General features: G+C 65.3%; 17 protein-coding genes. 8 read left to right on the top strand and 9 right to left on the bottom strand.

From position 1 onward, the window contains the following. Window positions 1-30 precede the first annotated feature (30 nt). The 6 genes from P3F85_RS07240 to P3F85_RS07215 form a co-directional block, all read right to left on the bottom strand. Window positions 31-795 (bottom strand): ABC transporter permease, encoded by a 765-nt coding sequence (locus P3F85_RS07240; RefSeq protein WP_374010566.1) that lies wholly within the window; start codon window positions 793-795, stop codon window positions 31-33. Continuing rightward, complete coding sequence (locus P3F85_RS07235; RefSeq protein WP_374010565.1) at window positions 792-1610, bottom strand: ABC transporter ATP-binding protein; 819 nt, start codon at window positions 1608-1610, stop codon at window positions 792-794. Before P3F85_RS07235 ends, P3F85_RS07240 begins: the two co-directional genes overlap by 4 nt. Further along, window positions 1607-1987, bottom strand: a complete 381-nt coding sequence (locus P3F85_RS07230) for a DUF1048 domain-containing protein (RefSeq protein ID WP_374010564.1) — start codon at window positions 1985-1987, stop codon at window positions 1607-1609. The genes P3F85_RS07235 and P3F85_RS07230 overlap by 4 nt, the downstream gene beginning before the upstream one ends. A 2-nt stretch (window positions 1988-1989) precedes the next feature. After that, complete coding sequence (locus tag P3F85_RS07225) at window positions 1990-2358, bottom strand: PadR family transcriptional regulator (RefSeq protein WP_374010563.1); 369 nt, start codon at window positions 2356-2358, stop codon at window positions 1990-1992. Between the two features lie 99 nt (window positions 2359-2457). Continuing rightward, a complete protein-coding gene (locus P3F85_RS07220) occupies window positions 2458-3480 on the bottom strand; it encodes a cytochrome c oxidase assembly protein (protein WP_374010562.1) in 1023 nt (340 codons plus the stop codon). Then, complete coding sequence (locus tag P3F85_RS07215) at window positions 3449-4705, bottom strand: hypothetical protein (protein ID WP_374010561.1); 1257 nt, start codon at window positions 4703-4705, stop codon at window positions 3449-3451. The genes P3F85_RS07220 and P3F85_RS07215 overlap by 32 nt, the downstream gene beginning before the upstream one ends. A gap of 761 nt (window positions 4706-5466) precedes the next feature. Here P3F85_RS07215 and P3F85_RS07210 point away from each other — a divergent pair. The 4 genes from P3F85_RS07210 (at window position 5467) to P3F85_RS07195 (ending at window position 7412) form a co-directional block, all read left to right on the top strand. After that, complete coding sequence (locus P3F85_RS07210; protein WP_374010560.1) at window positions 5467-5895, top strand: hypothetical protein; 429 nt, start codon at window positions 5467-5469, stop codon at window positions 5893-5895. A 150-nt stretch (window positions 5896-6045) separates the two neighbouring features. Next, window positions 6046-6402, top strand: coding sequence for a luciferase family protein (locus tag P3F85_RS07205; RefSeq protein ID WP_374010559.1), 357 nt, complete (start codon window positions 6046-6048; stop codon window positions 6400-6402). 32 nt (window positions 6403-6434) lie between these two features. Then, complete coding sequence (locus P3F85_RS07200; protein ID WP_374010558.1) at window positions 6435-7004, top strand: GNAT family N-acetyltransferase; 570 nt, start codon at window positions 6435-6437, stop codon at window positions 7002-7004. A gap of 66 nt (window positions 7005-7070) precedes the next feature. Continuing rightward, on the top strand, window positions 7071-7412 hold the full coding sequence (locus tag P3F85_RS07195; protein WP_374010557.1) for a hypothetical protein: 342 nt from the start codon (window positions 7071-7073) through the stop codon (window positions 7410-7412). Window positions 7413-7481: 69 nt separating this feature from the next. On the opposite strand, the gene P3F85_RS07190 is transcribed toward P3F85_RS07195, so the two are convergent. After that, entirely contained in the window at window positions 7482-8573 is a 1092-nt protein-coding gene (locus tag P3F85_RS07190) for an ankyrin repeat domain-containing protein (RefSeq protein WP_374010556.1), read from the bottom strand. 126 nt (window positions 8574-8699) lie between these two features. On the opposite strand from P3F85_RS07190, the gene P3F85_RS07185 reads away from it, so the two are divergent. Beyond that, complete coding sequence (locus tag P3F85_RS07185; RefSeq protein ID WP_374010555.1) at window positions 8700-8912, top strand: hypothetical protein; 213 nt, start codon at window positions 8700-8702, stop codon at window positions 8910-8912. Window positions 8913-8980: 68 nt separating this feature from the next. On the opposite strand, the gene P3F85_RS07180 is transcribed toward P3F85_RS07185, so the two are convergent. Beyond that, entirely contained in the window at window positions 8981-9505 is a 525-nt protein-coding gene (locus tag P3F85_RS07180) for a hypothetical protein (protein WP_374010554.1), read from the bottom strand. Between the two features lie 274 nt (window positions 9506-9779). Here P3F85_RS07180 and P3F85_RS07175 point away from each other — a divergent pair, with 274 nt between their 5' ends. After that, window positions 9780-10238: a hypothetical protein gene (locus P3F85_RS07175; RefSeq protein ID WP_374010553.1), complete on the top strand. Its 459-nt coding sequence runs from the start codon at window positions 9780-9782 to the stop codon at window positions 10236-10238. A gap of 116 nt (window positions 10239-10354) precedes the next feature. Next, entirely contained in the window at window positions 10355-11008 is a 654-nt protein-coding gene (locus tag P3F85_RS07170) for a hypothetical protein (protein ID WP_374010552.1), read from the top strand. Between the two features lie 621 nt (window positions 11009-11629). Here P3F85_RS07170 and P3F85_RS07165 read toward each other — a convergent pair. Beyond that, the gene (locus P3F85_RS07165) at window positions 11630-14671 is read right to left on the bottom strand and encodes an RHS repeat domain-containing protein (protein WP_374010551.1); all 3042 of its coding nucleotides are present in this window, start codon (window positions 14669-14671) and stop codon (window positions 11630-11632) included. A gap of 887 nt (window positions 14672-15558) precedes the next feature. On the opposite strand from P3F85_RS07165, the gene P3F85_RS07160 reads away from it, so the two are divergent. Continuing rightward, complete coding sequence (locus tag P3F85_RS07160) at window positions 15559-16074, top strand: hypothetical protein (protein ID WP_374010550.1); 516 nt, start codon at window positions 15559-15561, stop codon at window positions 16072-16074. The last annotated feature ends 16 nt before the right edge of the window (window positions 16075-16090 follow it).

The raw sequence follows: 16090 nt of genomic DNA, 5'->3' as shown, positions 1-16090 counted from the left end.
CCTCCGGGGAGACGGGCGTCAATGGCCGGTTCAGTTGAACTTGCGGCGGTACTTCGCGATCGCGAATGCGTACGCGACCACCAGGATGCCGACCAGCCAGGCCAGAGCGACCCAGATGTCCGTGCCGACAGGCTGCCCGGCGAACAGTGCCCGGATGGTGTCCACGATCGAGGTCACCGGCTGGTTCTCCGCGAACCAGGCGACCGGCGCCGGCATGGAGTCGGTCGGCACGAACGCGGAGCTGATGAACGGCAGGAAGATTAGCGGGTAGCTGAAGGCGCTCGCGCCATCCACCGTCTTCGCCGACAGCCCCGCGATCACCGCGATCCAGGTCAGCGCGAGGGTGAACAGGATCAGGATGCCCGCGACAGCGAGCCAGACGCCGACCGACGCACCGGTCCGGAACCCCATGATCAGCGCCACCCCGATCACCAGAGCGACCGAGACGACGTTCGCGACGAGCGACGTGAGCACGTGGGCCCACAGCACCGACGACCGGGCGATCGGCATCGACTGGAAGCGCTCGAAGATGCCGCCCTGGAGGTCGAGGAACAGCCGGTACGACGTGTACGCGATTCCCGAGGCGATGGTGATGAGGAGGATCCCGGGAAGCATGTAGTCGATGTACGACTCGTTCGACCCGAGCTGGATGGCGCCCCCGAGCACGTAGACGAAGAGCAGCATCAGGGCGATCGGTGTGACCGCCGTGGTGATGATCGTGTCCGGACTGCGGAGGATGTGGCGCAGCGACCGGCCCGTGAGGGTCCGCGTATCGCTGAGGGCGTAGGTGCTCATCGGAGTTCCCTTTCTGATTCTGCGCTGCTGTCGCCGCTGTTGTCGTTGCTGGCGGCGTCGCCCACCAGGGCGAGGAAGACCTCTTCGAGCGTCGGCTGCTTCTCGACGTACTCGACGGTCGCCGACGGGAGGAGCTTCTTCAGCTCGGCGAGGGTGCCGTTCTGGATGATGGTGCCCTTGTGGAGGATCGCGATGCGGTCCGCCAGCTGCTCGGCTTCGTCGAGGTACTGGGTGGTGAGGAGCACGGTCGTGCCGGTGGCAGCCAGCTGCTTCACCGTGTCCCAGACCTCGATGCGCGCCTGGGGGTCGAGACCGGTGGTCGGCTCGTCGAGGAAGATGACCGGCGGTTCGCCGATCAGGCTCATCGCGATGTCGAGCCGGCGTCGCATCCCACCCGAGTACGTGCCCGCCTTGCGGTCGCCCGCGTCGCTGAGCGCGAAAGTGGCCAGCATCCGGTCGGCGATGTCACCCGGGTTCTTCAGGTGGCGCAGCTTCGCCACCAGGATGAGGTTCTCCCGTCCCGTGAGCACCTCGTCGACCGCCGCGAACTGACCGGTCAGGCTCAGCGAGCCGCGGACCTCGGCCGGGGCGGAGGCGACGTCGTACCCGTGGACGTTGGCGGTACCGCCATCGGCCTTCAGCAGGGTCGCGAGGATGCGTACCAGCGTCGTCTTGCCTGCGCCGTTGGAGCCGAGGAGGGCGAAGATCGTGCCGGGCGCGACCTCGAAGTCGACGCCCCGCAGCACCTCCAGCGCCTTGAACGATTTGGTGATGCCCTGCACCCGGATGGCCGGGTCGAGCGTGGCGGTGCTCATGATCGCTTCTCCTTCGTCTCCTCCTCGACGGCGGCGTCGATCGACGTGGCGAGGCGCTCGCGCTCCTTGTCGATCCACCGTTTGCCCGTGTATGCCTCGGCGAACGTCTCCGCGAACTCGGCCGGGTCGTCCCCGACGATCTCGCGGATCGGCGTGCCGTCGGTTGCAGCCCGCTCCCACAGGTCGGCGAAGTCGCCGAGCATCGTGACGAGCACGTCCCCGTCGACCAGGCCGCCCTGGTACATGAAGTAGCGGTGGAACGCCTTAGCCGAGGCCCGATAGGGCTCGGGGAGCGCGTCGATGCGTGCCACGTACTGCCGGTACTGCTTCTTCTGCTCGAGCGACCCGGTGATCGTCTCGATCCACTTCGCTGCCATGATCAATCATTCCCTTCGTCGTTGTTGCGCGTGGTGGTGCTGTTCGTGTCGGTGTGGTGGAGTTGTTCGATCCGCTCGGAGAGGAAGCCCCACGTCTTCCAGAACTCCGCAAGCTGGTCGCGACCCTGGTCGTTCAGGGAGAACACCTTGCGCGGCGGGCCTTTCTCGCTCGGCACCTTCTCGACGTCGACGAACCCGCGCTGTTCGATCCGAACGAGGAGCGCATACACCGTGCCCTCGACGAGGTCGGTGAAGCCCTGGTCGCGCAGTCGCGACGTGATCTCGTATCCGTATGCGGGGCGGCCGTCGAGGATCGCCAGCACCATTCCCTCGAGAGTGCCCTTCAGCATCTCCGTCATCTGGTTGCCCATCGGGTCACCTCCTACTCAGTGTTGTTGACTACCAGTAGAAAGTAACACTGAGTACCGGTACTTAGCAACACCGAATACAAAGAATTTTCGGAGAGATTCTCAGCCCTGCTGACGGAGGTGCTGGCGGGTCAGCTCGTCCAGCTCCTCATCCGACAGGTCGTCCAGCCGCTGTCCCTCGCGCCGATCCAGCCGCATCCATCGGACGAAGAGGAACACGAGCACCGGCACGTCGGCGATCTCGGCGATGAACCAGAGGAAGTCGCCCGACAGGTGCTGGTCGTGAAGGGGAGACGGGAACCAGAGGGGGAGTCGGCCCATGATCGCGGGAGCGTGGTCCAGGATGCCGTCGTTCAGTCGCAGCAACAGTCCGGGGATGGCGTCCAGCAGGAGCTCGACGAACGCGAGCAGGAACTCCACGGTGATGAAGAAGGCCGTCCGGACAACCGAGTGCGCCGCGATCGGGAGCACCAGCAGGAGCCCGCACAGCGGAGTCAGCACCGAGATCGACCACTCGGACGCGGGGGAGTCGCGCAGGATCGCCGCGACCGGCGTCAGGAAGACGAGGAAGACCGCGCAGGCGAATGCCGGCGCGAAGATCGCGTTCCCGATCACCCGGGCGGGCCAGGATCGGGTGACCCGGTCGACGCGGTGTCGGCCCGCCGGCCCGAGTGCCACGCGCGCGAGCGCGATCGGGCGGCCGAGGCTGACCAGGCCGGGCACCACGAAGAGCAGCAGTGCGATCCGTGTGGTGAAGGCCCAGCGGAGGTCGCTGCTCTCGGCACCGAGGAACCCGAAGGAGACGACGGCGTACGACCCGAGCCCGAGGAGGAGGTAGCCGAGCGTGAAGCGGACCGGCCAGCGGTGCCCGCGGGACCGCAGCCGGATCACGCCCGCCACGTACAGGGCGGCTGCGGCTACCAGCAGGGCCGCGGCGGCCGGATCGAACGACCAGGTTCCGAGGAAGACGGCGAGTGGCGGCGTGGTGGCTCCTGACGGGTGGGCGGCCTCTCCATCCTCATCCCCGCTCCGGTCCGCGTGGGAATCGAGCGGCTGCCATCCGACCGCGAAAACCCTTCGGAACGTCTCAGGGTCAGCCGGCGGCCAGCTTGGCCTTCTGCTCAAGCACCGCAACCTCGGCGGCTCGCGCTCGCGTCGCCGACAGGACCTCGAACTCGCTCGCCGTCTTGAGCAGGTCGAGCTGTGTCGTCGCCGCCTCCAGCTGGCGTTTCTCGGCCGAGGGAACGGCGGCGATGGAGGTCCGCGCGGCTGCCACAGCGTCCATCAGCCCTCCAGTGGAGGTCGCGATCGCCGACGCGCTGGACGTGGAGCTGAAGCCGAACGTCTTCAGCGACATGTCCGGGTGGTACGAGAGTTCGAACTTCTCCTTGTGGAGCCACTTGCCGTTCAGGGAGAGGTGATCCAGCGGAGACCGCTCGTCGACGATGTCGATGTGCCGCTCGGATCCAGGGTCGAGGCGCCACGTGCGCTCGTGCGTCTTGGTGTCGACATGAAGGAGGTAGACGCCCACGACAGCGGGGCGGGGCCGACGCAGAACGAGCACGTCCGTCCCGGTCGTGATGTCGGCGGCCGTATCCGCGCCGGGCACCGCATCCTGCGCCAGGGCGACGATCGCTCCGAACTCACCGGCGACATCCACGCCGCGCACGCTCCAGGACGGGTCGCCCTGCAGTTGCGGGTGGAGATACCGGCCGTCGACCGGGAACAACTCGCTGCTCCCGATGGTCAGCGACTCCGCCGACTCCGGGGATGCACGCCCGGCAAGCCACCCTCGCCGGGCTTCGCTGATGGAGGCGAGCTGAGACTGGACCACGTCGAGCGCCGCTCCGATGGCCGACAGCTCGGCGGGCGCATCCGTCGTCGTCAGGGCCGTGAACAGCTGGTCGCACTTCGCGGCCAGGGCGTCGCGCAGTGCGGCCAACCGCGGGTGCGCGTCCTCCCACTGCTCATCGAGAGACCGGGGAGGGGGCAACGGCCCTTCGATGATCCCGACCGTCGTGATGATCGTCGCCGCCAGGCCGACGGCCTTCCCGATGAGGTCGATGACCGGGCTGAGATCGCGCCCCGCCTCACTGTTGACCGACGTGATGAAACCGCGATCGTCGAGCTGGATCGTAAGGGACAGATCCTCGAGTGCGCCTTCGTCCAGGAGCAGGACCTGCTGCGACTCCGGGTCTTCGACGGTCGACGGCGCTATCGTGACGTCGACCACCGGCGACGGCCACGACAGGCCGTGATCGTCCGTCACGACGGTGGTCCTCCGGACCAGATCGATCACGAACTGCGTGCGCGGGAGGCGGTAGCCGAGACCGAGGTGTGCGAGCGACATGGTGCGTCCTTCCGAGCGGTCCGGGGGAGTGCTGCTGGTGCGAGTGTTCCATCGCGCGCAGGCGGTCGGCTAGAGATACCTGAGGCTTGCTCACATGCGCGGTACCGGAGGTCGTCGCAAGCGCCTCAGTGGAAGGCCGTGACGTCCGAGCGGTCGCCACGGCTGCCGACGCTGAACGCGAGAAGGTGCAGCTGGATTGGCTACTCCCACGTCACTCCTGAGATTGTCTAGTGAGTGCGTCCCGGCCGGCCAGATGGTCCCCAGGACCACGAAAACTATTCCCTCAAGGACGACCAAGGCCGGCCACACCCACCATGGAGCGAGGGATCCGAATGCCACGGCCAGCGCGACCAGCACCAGCATCGAACCGACTCCGGGGCACGCCCGTGTCTCGACTCCCACCTCGTTGTTGTAGTCATCGCAACCCTTTCCGTTCGCCTGTGAACGGAGCGGACATGCGTCCACGACCTGAAAGGTCACCAGCGTGGCCAGCCAGCGCGGACAATATCCACCACCCGAAGCGCCGCAGGAAACGACGCTTACTCAGGTGGACGTGACTCTCGGGCGATCATGACGCGGTCCTCAAAAATCGTACCGTTTGCATGGCCGATTTCTGGGCGGCGGCGAGTGCCGACGCATTGTGAGTCGGACAGGGACGGATCCCGTCACGTTTCGTCGGTAGACGCGTCTGTCTATATGAGTGGGCATCCCGCGTCCCGGCGATGCCTATGCGAGATCCGGATGAGGGGGAGGACTTCAGAATGGACAGAATCGATAGCGACACGAGTTCGCACGGTACGCAACCGCCGTTCGAGTGCTGGGAGGGCGGACAATCGGGCTTGATGCTTGTTCTGCTCGACGCGGCAGGAGCAGGGTTGAGTCTCGGGGATGACGCTGATGAGATCGCTGCGATGGTGCTGCGATCTCGATGGTTCGCGGCCGCGACGCAGCATCGGGACACGGAGGCGCGCCCGGTGCCGCGCGGGCTCGCGAGCAGTGGCCTGGCGGAGGCGTTCTCCGCAGGCATGCGGGTGGATCGGGTCGATGGCTGCAAGAGGAACGGGCTCGTGCTTCGCGTGGATGTAACTCGTGATCCCTCGCGGATCGTTCAGGTGTGGTGGCGGGTCGGCTCGGTGGGCAGCATCGAATGGTTGGATCCGGAACTGCTGACTCTCGTCGGCGGAGCGTGAAAGGGGACCATCATGTCCATCGCCACCCGAAGCAGCCGGCGCGGCACGCGACCGGAGGTCAGTACGGAAGGACCACAGCGTCAGCTCGACCAGAAATCTCCGCCCGAACTGTGGGGGAGGCTGGTCTACGAGGCTACTCGCCTCCCTGGCGTGAGCGAGGGCCGTAGCGCCGTCTCGCCGGCCGATTCGCGCGCTCTGATCGTCTATGACCGCGACACCCCGGCGGTTCCGTCGGCCACTCTCGCCCCCGGTGCGCCGGTCGAGCCCGTCCACCTGCACGGCGTTCAGGACACCAGCCTGCATCTAGTGCTCCCACCCGTGCAGGGACGCCAGGTCTGCGCCAACGGGTGGGGCATTCCGCACCAGTACGGCGACTTCGGGACCGAGCTGCTCATCTTCGGCCCCCGCGACGCGGCAGAACTGGCGGTGGTGCTCGAGCTGATCGAGGCCAGCATCCGGTACGCCCGGGGGAGTGACGAGGGCAGACCTGACAGCCCACTTCGGTAACGCACTCTCCTGATCGACTAGGGTGCGGGCTTGTGGAAGTCTCGCTACGCCCCCTGGACGCTCGTGCAAACGATCACGACGCCCTCGTCGCATTCCTGACTGGGAACACCTTCCCGTTTCATGTCGTGGCACGACCGACAGCGGACCAGGTGGAGACAGCTATCGAAGCCGGCTCGTATGGTGACGACGACCACGCAAGTTTCTGGATCTCGGCTGAGGCGGGGGAGAGGGTGGGGTTGTTGCGACTGCACGATCTTGCCGATCCGACGCCCCTTCTCGATCTTCGCATCGCCGATTCTCTACGCGGTCGCGGCATCGGCACTTCTGCTCTCCGCGCGGCGACCGAGCTCGTGTTCACTTCGATGCCCGCGGTGGTTCGGTTCGAGGGCCAGACCAGAGAAGACAACATCCCCATGCGCCGCACCTTTCTCCGGTGCGGATGGGTCAAGGAGGCGCATTATCGCGAGGCGTGGCCTACCGCCGATGGCCGCAAGCTTGCCTCGGTTGCGTACGCGATCTTGCGCCGGGACTGGGCTCTAGGCACGACGACTCCTGTTCCCTGGAACGATGAGCCTGCGGGCGGTCAGGGTGGGCGTTTCTAGAGGGAGCCCGAGAACCGACTGGGCGACTGTATGGTCGCTGGGCGACGACGCGCGTACCGTTCTGCCATGACGAACCTCATTGAGAGACTGGCTGACTCCGTGCCCTCCTGGGGTGCGCGCCTCGCGTACGGCGAGAAGACCACGCTCGACGGACACGACATCCTTCCCGTCGCGATCGTCGCATTCGGCTTCGGGGGAGGCGAGGGATCTGGTGACGATGCGGACGGCGCCTCGCGCGGCGAGGGAAGCGGCGGTGGCGGTGGCGGCTACACGATACCGATCGGCGCCTACATCGGCGGGCCCCACGGACCGACGTTCCGCCCGAATCCGGTCGCGCTGGTCATCGCCGCGGCTCCGCTGGTGTCAGCGGTCGGACTGGCGCTGGCGCGGATGGCGCGGTCGAGCTGATCCGCGTCCGCGGGGATCGCTGTTGCGGCCCTGCTCGGACCGGCTGCGCTGTTTGCATCGGATCGCGGTTCAGCGCTGTCCGTTCGACCATAGAAGCTCGGCCATATCGGGCCGGTTGCGAGTGAGCGCAATGTCCGCCGCGGTGGAGCCGTCCTCAGAACGGATAGTCGGGTCGGCACCGGCCTCGATCAAAATGCGAATCGCGTCGTCACGGTCGGCGTCGGCGGCGTGCATCAGCGCCGTCCATCCGTCGTCGTCCTGGACGTCGACCGCCGCGCCCGCGCCGAGCAACCTTCGAAGAGTCGCCAGGCTGCCGGCAACTGCGGTCTCCATGAGAGCGGTAGTCCCGCTGCCAGCATTCACGTCGGCCCCAGCATCGAGCAGAAAAGCGAACCCACGGTCATCTTGTTCGGTGGCGGCGATGGCCAGCGCAGTCCTGCCGAGCATGTCCAGATGATCGATGTCGGCGCCGGCATCCAGGAGCAGCCTCATCGATTCGACCTGCGCACGCCTCGCCGCGGCGTGCAGCGCCGTCGACCGGTCATCCGGATCCTCTTCGTCCACCGGGGTAGGGATGCCGAGCAGTCTGGTGATCTCATCAGTGTCCCCGAACTGAGCTGCGCGGTGTAGCGGCAGCTCGTCGGCGAGCCATGCGTCGACCCACCGACCCCATCGACCTGTGTTCGGTCGCCGCCCTAATGCGTCGTACTCCTCCGTGGTCGCTTGGCTCCGATGGATTTCGACATCGGTGAAAGTGATGGCCAGCTCTCCTGTAGGGGTCACCAGGATCTGATAGCGGAAGGCTCCGCTGTCGAGCACGTCGAATTCGTTGGAGAGCAGCTCGGTGTGACCATCCAGCAGTCTCAGAGTGGCGATGTCGTCCCGATCGTTTGCCACCGCGAATGCACCGAAGAAGCGCAGTGTGATGCGCGAGAGGCTCTCGACCGTGTTGTCGGCTATGAAGGTCAGTTCTATGACACCGTCGGCTTCGATCCACTCCACGACTGAGCCGTCATGAACGCTCACCTCGAGGAGCGCGAGTACGGATGCCGGAAGCGTAGGTCGAACTTTATCGATGTAGGCGTTGTACGCCTTGATGCGGTCGAGGTCCTCCTCGCCATCGAGCAAGACGGAATTCACCCCGAACGCACGCATAGCCATCGCGCTAGCGTACAGAGCGCGACGTGACTCTGGAGTGTCGACAAGGGCATATTTTGCTGCCTTTTCCGTCCAGCGCGATCCTGAGCAGACTTGGGGGAGCGAGACGACAGCGAAGGGTGGCTCCACGTGGCCGACGACAACCATGTGCATCCGCCGAATCCGCCGCGCCGTCACGAGCACGTAGTGATGCTCCGGTGGCGTGTGGAACCCAGTGGCCGGCGGGTCATGGAGACGGTTCGCGGAGAGTACCTCGAGGGCGACGAGCGCACCTGGCGTCTCCGCCTCGACGACGGCACGGAGCTCGAGTTGGACCTCACTGATTGGAGCGTGTTCCACTGACCGAGGCCGCACGCCGTCGGATTGTCGGCGGCCGCTCTCGGGCACGCTCCTCGCTGCCGCCTGTCTTCTCAGTCGTCGGGCAGCCGGAACACGAATCGATCGTCCGGAGAGAATTGGTACTCGTCGTCGCACCGGTAACCGCGGAGCCATTGCTGCCCATCGACCGCCCGCAAATAGAAGCCTTTCGGAAACTCCACGTCGGCGGTCAACGGCGGCGTAGCGACTTTGATCGCACCAGCGGGGGAGCGGCCGGCCGAGAGCACCGCATCGGGGGCATTCGCCTGCTGGAGCATCGCGAGCCGCAGGTAGGGGGCCGTATCGGCGGGACACAGCGCAAGCCCGTGCTCGCGGGCGGCAGCGAAGACGTCGGGCAATGGCGCTCCGCCATCCAAGCCGAGATCCCCGACGCTGCACTCGACGATCCTGACTTCCTCGGGGGACCGCCGTTCGAACGCTTCGTGGTCGAGCAAAGTCTCTGCGTGCGCATTGAGCAGAACCTCAGCCGAGCGCAATGCCGCCCGAAGCTCTGAGCGAGCCCTGTCGCCGACCTGCAGGTGCAGCGCTCGCCTGAGGAGGCTTTCGGATTGGGGCACGCGTCGAGCCTAGATGGTGGGTACTTCAACGACGCTTGTGCGGCGACAGGGGAGTTCGGTCATCCCGATTCCGGCCAGTTGTGGGGAGCGGGCCTCGGTCGGCTGATAACTTCTGGGCACGAGAGGACACCCGCGAACCTCTCGCCTGGAACGCGCTGGCTCAACTTTCCAGCTTCACGTGCACGCAGTCAGTAGGGAGAGCGGCGTCTTGAGTACTTTTGGTGATGAGCTTCAAGTGGTGACGAGGGCGGACCTCGGGGCTCCGTCTGTCGACATGACCGACTCGTCGAGCCTGGAGGAGTATCTCCTCCACGATGTCCGCCTGGTCGTGCATCGCGGTCGGCGGGGCGTCATCCTGACCCAGGGCAACATTCCCAACTACGACGCGGCTCTCATCGTCGCCTCCGATGTCTCCAGTCTCGATCTGGGCGAAACCACGCCAAGAGGGGCCTGGTACAACTGGGAGCTCGGTGGAGCCACGGCCACCACGTTCGGCGGCAGGACTACCGTCACTCTTCATCCATTTTTCAGGCAGCAGGGAGCGGTTCGTTTCACCGCTTCCACGGTGGAGATCCGGCTTGGCACAAGCCTCGTGACGGCGCAGGCTCCGGCCGACTATGTCTCAGATCCCGACGCAACTATCTGGTCGAGAAATCCGACATGGGAGTCAGAATTCACTCCGCTGGCCGCTGCACGGCTTCGCGAAATCGGCTGCCGAGCCAGTCTGGTCTGATCATGCGTGAGTTACGGCGGAGAGAAGCGCGACGCGAGACAAGGTGGTTCCGCGGCCTGCCGCAGTGGCAGGCGAACACGGGCTTCGATCAAGTCGGCTGGCAAGCCTCTCGGTGGGTGCTCCACGCGATGTACCGGACGAACGCTGATAGTTCGCTGACGCATGACGAGGTTCGCAAAGCGGCAATCGCGGCGGGGGAGATCCCACCGCTCGTCATAGGCGATCTCGATCTGGATGCGGGGGCGTGGGTCACCGGCGTCGGGCTGGGCTACTCGCCGGTACCTGAGGAAGCGGACCGCCTGCGGTGGGGGCCGATGCTGGCTGACCATGGAGTCGACCCGAGAACGCAGGAGTTTCCTCCGAACGACAGCTGGTTCCCGTGGAGGAGTTGGCCCTCGAACATCGAGCCGCCGAACGAGGGGTCTCTTGGCGCAGAAGACCTCGAAGCACTGCTGGATGTGCTGGCCGCGCACTCAGTGGACGGCGCCGAGCAGGAGTGCATCGCGTACTACGGCGGACTGGCCGCGAACGATTTCGACTCCGTCAACATGTATCGCGTGCGGCTGCGGCAGATCCCTGAACTGTTGGACGTGAACGGAGGTCGCTTCCGAGCAACGCCGAGTAACTTCTGGCCGGTTGACCGGAGCTGGTTCGTCTGGACCGACTGGGATCTGCTGGGCACCAAGGTGAGCGGAGCGGAAGAGCTGGTGCTCCGTCTCGACGCTCACCCCGGTCTTGAGGTCATCGATTGGCGTAAGAGGGAAGCGTAGAGACGGGGCGGGGCGGGTTTGCCAGCTTTCTACCTGACATAATGTGCATTATCAGCGACAAACTCACGGGAGTTGCGTCGTCGGTGAGGTTCCACGTGTTCGCGCTGGCACCACCGGAGTGGGCGACCGTTTGGACGCGCCATGACCCGTCGCGTCTGCGCGGCAGCCCACTATACGGTCGGACCGTCCTGGCGATCCTTCCCCCGGAGGAACGCCCACAGGCCAACCGCGATCCCGGCGGCGAATATGACCGCTCCAACGATCTTCACGCTCACATCTCCGCCGAATATCAGAAGTGATGCTCCCAGCAGCCACAATACGACGGCAACCAGCACCAGAATTACTCGTACCATTTCGCTCCCAGAAATCCTCGATTGGGGCGTCCACTCTGATCTAGCACGTGATCGCGCCCCATATCCCAAATCCGAGCCCTGCTGATTTTGAGTAGCGCTTAGGAGCTATCTCTCCCCTTTGCGCCGACGCCGGAGCGATCCGAGCATTGTGAGTACAGCCAGCGCGCCCGTCACGAGGCCTTGCAGGGTGGCTCCCGTAGTCAGGAAGAGAATGGCCAGGACTGCCAGTATGGCGGCGGCGGCGAAGAAGAAATATCGAGTCACGCTATTAATAATCGTTGGTGATCTCGTCGTAGCAAGTGTGCAGGGTGATGTCGATGTCTATGGCAGTGGTGGCGCCGGTCACTATCGCGAATGGATCGTCCTGCTCGAATTCTCGGGCCGTTTCAGCAACTCCAAGGGCTGAACTGAGTAGCCCCCCGATGCAATACCACGCCCTCCCTGTGGGGTCGTTTCCATTGATGGGGTCGCTGCCTACAAAGGCATACCGGTTGGCGTTGGCGGGGTCGAGGGGCGCGTCGAGCGTGTCCTGCTGGGTCCAGGTGCCGGTGGTGGGGTTGTACCAGCGCAGCCCGAACTTCACGAGGCCAGTGGCGCGATCTTGGAGGCCGCCTTTGAAGAGGTAGGGGTTCTGGTTGGTGCCGCCACCGCTACCTCCCGAGGTCAGGTGGGCGGTGCCGTAGGGGTCGTAGGCGTATCCGAACGCATTGGTGTTGAAGGAGGTGAGCAGTCCGACGGGGTTGCCGGTGCCGTCCGTGACATAGAGACCGTTTTGGTCGCTGGAGGTGGTGAGCATCACCGGTTGCCCGGTCTTCGGATCGTTGAGCAGGTACCCCTGTCCTCCGCCTACCTTGTACTGCTCAATGATCGGGAGGCCGAGTTTGTCGGTGCGGCCGTAGGTGATCTGGAACGTGGTCGATCCGACGACTTCGGTGAGGACCTGGTTCTGGCTGGTTCCGGTGTAGGTGTAGGTGGAGGTGGTCCCGGCGGTGACCGCTTGGGTCATCTGCTGGGCCCCGTTGTACGTGTAGGTGGCGCCTGGTGCGGCGGTGAGGTTGCCGGCCCCGTCGTAGGTGTATCCGGTGGTGGTGATCTGGTTGGCGGCGTTGTATGTCAGCGTCTGGGTGGATGGTGTCGCGCCGGTGACGTTGGCCGTGAGGCGGTTGCCGCGGGCGTCGTAGGTGAAGTTCCAGGCGTTCGCGCTAGCGCCACCGGTTTGGGTGACCGTTTGGATGCGCCCGGAGCGGTCGTAGGCGTAGCTGGTGGTCAGCCCGCCGGTCATGTTTTCCTTGGCCCACTGCAGTTGTGACCGGTCTGTGCTGGTCCCGGTGGCGCAGGTCGGGGCGGCAGACCCGGTGTTGTAGCAGTAGCTGGTGTCGAACACGGTCGTGATCGTGGTCGGCGCGGTCCCCGTTTCGGCTTTCACGTGAGTGACACGGCCGGAGGGGTCGTAGTCGTAGTGGGTGTGGCCCTGCCAGTTGACCTTCGCAGCGTCGGACTGCAGGTAGGTGTCCGTCCGCCGGCCCTGGTCATCGGTCGTGTAGTAGAGGTACTGGAACGAGCCGCTGTGCGGGTACTTAGTGCTCAGCAGCGCGTTGGAGGTGTCGTAACTGTTGGTGGTGGTGCCGACCCCATCGGTGGTGGTGGCCAGGTTTGAGGCTTTGTCGTAGGTGTAGGCGATGGTGCCGCCGCCGGCGGTGTTGACGGTGGAGATCAGTCGCTCGAGCTGGTCGTAGCTGTTGGTGATCGTCCCGTTCGCGTCCACTGAGGTCTTCAGTCTCCCGGCGTCGTCGTAGGTGTTCACCACCGAGTGGGTGCCGTCGGAGAACGTGGTCGAGGTGAGCCGGTCGTTCTTGTCGTACCCGTACGTGGTGGTGTTCCCGCGCCCATCGGTCGCGGTCTTGATCCGGCCGAAGTCGTCGTACGTGATCGTCCGGCCACCCAGGCTGGTGCCAGTGACCGGGGTGATCGAGGTCAGCTGGTGGTTGGTGTATCCGTAGCTGGTGACATTGCTGCCGTTCCCCGGGGCGAGCGCCGTGGCGGCCGTCCCGTCGCTGTTGTCGGTCAGTGTCGCGGTGGCGGTCGGGGTGCCTTGAGCTGAGGTGAGCGGGTTTCCTGGGCCGTTGTAGGTGTAACTGCTGGTCCGGCCAGCGTCGTCGGTGGTGGTGGAGGGCAAATACTGCGTCGCGGGTGTGGTGTTGCCGTAGGCGGCCTGGTCGGCTGCCCCGCCCGGTGACTGCGACTGCGTCAGCGATTGGCCACTGTTCGCGCCCCACGTGTTCGTGGTGGTCCCGGCACTGGTTCCGGTGCCGGATGTGGCGGTGAGCGTGTCGAAGTCCGCCGTGTAGGTCTTGGCACGTTGCCGGTTCTGCTCATCGATGACGGAGGTCACTCGCTGAGTGGCGTTCAGGGCGTAGGTGATGTGCGGGACGGAGGAGACCCCGCTCGAGGTGGACGTGTTCGGCTGGGCCACCAACGTCTGCGTGGCCGACGTGTAAGCGAACCGGGTCGTCGACGTTCCCGGTGAGCCCGCGGTCGTGTTCAGCTGATCCACCTGGGCGAGCTTCCCGCTGCTGTCGTAGGTGAAATTCGTCACTGCCCCGGTGGGCGAGGTGATCTTGGTCAACTTCCCCGAGGTGTAGGTGAAGCTCGTGGTCTTCCCGGTCGCGTCGACGAAGTCGGTCACGTTCGAGCTGGAGTCCTTGATGTACTGAATCGTCCGGGTCGAGGAGCCGTTCGCCTGCGTGATCCCGAAGGTCAGCGTCGACGAGTTGTACGACAGGGATGCCTTGGGCGCCGTGCCCGCCCCGGCCGGCGACAGCAAGTACAACGGCGGGGCCGTATTCGGGCCGGTGCTACAGGAGCTGCTGGTGTAGCAGAACTGGGTGGCGTTCGCGTTACGGTCCTTCACCGACAACGGCCACCCATTGGTGTCGAAGGTCACCACACGCTGCGTCTCCCGCTGGGTCAGCGTGTACCCGGACGCGCTGCCCACCAGGTCAGCCTTCAACCCGGCCGGTGACGTATACGCCGTCGTCGACCCGGTCACCGGGGTGAACAGCCACGTGCCGCCATCCCCTGCCGTATAGACCACTCCCCCGGTCACCGCACTCAACGACCCGGCCCCAGCAAACCCATAGGACCAGTTGTTCGCAAAAATCGTCGACGTCGACCCGCTGGTACCGGCCAACGAGTTATAGGTCGCGCCGATGGGCACCGACCCGGCGATCCCCGGAAGATCCAGGCCGCGAGTGGTCACCAGGAGGTTGCCCGTGCCCACATCCACGGACGCCGACACCCGGTCCGTCACCGCGAACGACCACCGGGTCGCACCCGGTCGCTCCCCCGTCTGCCCCGTAGTGCTTGGACCGGTCGGCAATGCCAACCCCACCGCCCCCTGCGCGGGCGACACTGTCGCAATCGCCAGAGCGACAGCTGCCGCCGCCGAGAGAAGAGCCAAACGAGAGTTACGACCAAGCACAGAGCGCATCAGAATCCTGCCAACACAAACACGACGGGTAGATCGGGCTGCGGGACCCGGCAGGCAACACGCGCCAGCGCGAATCAGGCATACGTCATCGCAAGTTCGCTACCTCGCGACGGCGTGGAAAGGACTGGTCGAGAGACTCCCCCGAATCGAGAATGACTCAGCCAAGCGGGAGTATGGACCCCGCTGTCTACCCACCCCCAGATGAGGTCAACAAATGACCCCCGAAATGGGTACCAGGCAGCAACGAAGGGTGCTCGAACGCTCCCCCGGGCCCATACATCGCGCACAACGGGAATCACCTCCCTCCTCGCTGACACCCGCCCCTGCCAGTTAACTCGCGGGAGTTGCATTAGATGCAAGAACTCCCGCCCGGCGGGCGTGAGAGAGTTTCCGCTGGTCAGGATGGGTTCCCGCGGCGCTCTTCTGACGGACCGCCTGAGAACTGAGCCGACCGTCTGCCGCTACGAAACCCTCGTTGCCTTCGGGCGGCGGGGGTTTCGTTTTTTTCAGGCCGATACGCCTCGGGGACTATGCGCGTCCATCGCGGGGGCGACGCGCTCACCGGCTCATAACGCGAGACTGACAGGGTGCGCTGGCGATCGATTTTGCGATGGAGTCCCCTCGCCCTCTGCGTCCTGCTTCTAGTAACCGGCTCCGCCCTTGTCGCGTTCGATCTCAGCACCCCCGAGGTTCTCATCCTGGGAGGGGTGGCTGACGGATCGCAGGTCGGGATGGTGCTGCTGCTCGTCGGGTTGGCCGTCGCGGTCGTCGCCCTCTTCCAAGCGACCATCCTCGCCGGGCGGATGAAGCCAGGCCTGCTACGCGTGTCGGTGCGAACGGTCGCGGTGCTTCTCCTTCTGGTCAGCCTGCCCGCCGGCTGGCTGCTCGTATTCCTGGCCGCCTTCGCCACGGTGAACGAATATCGGCCGCTCGAAGTGGCCGGGTACAGCGTGGTGGTCCGAACGCTGAGCTGGCACCACCGGAGCTACAGCATCCTGGAAGGAGAAGGACTCCTCTTCCATACGGTCGTAACCTGTGGCGAAGGGGTGCTGATGGACGCGAACGATCCCTTCGCCACTGGGGACTACGACGTCGTGCGTCGCGGGGGACATGATGTCCTCCGCTTCACCGTCGATGGGCCGAGCCCCCATGAGGTGGTGTCGATCCTCGACTTGCATCCGCATGACGACGTTCGAGCCGTGTGCGCTGCCGCTGCCGCGTAGAGCCAACGACGGAGCA

This window comes from Leifsonia sp. T36S-04, assembly GCF_042465655.1.
In the GTDB taxonomy this organism is placed as follows: domain Bacteria; phylum Actinomycetota; class Actinomycetes; order Actinomycetales; family Microbacteriaceae; genus Leifsonia.
The sequence above is the reverse complement of the archived record's forward strand: the minus strand, read 5'-3'. Positions and strand labels throughout refer to the sequence as shown.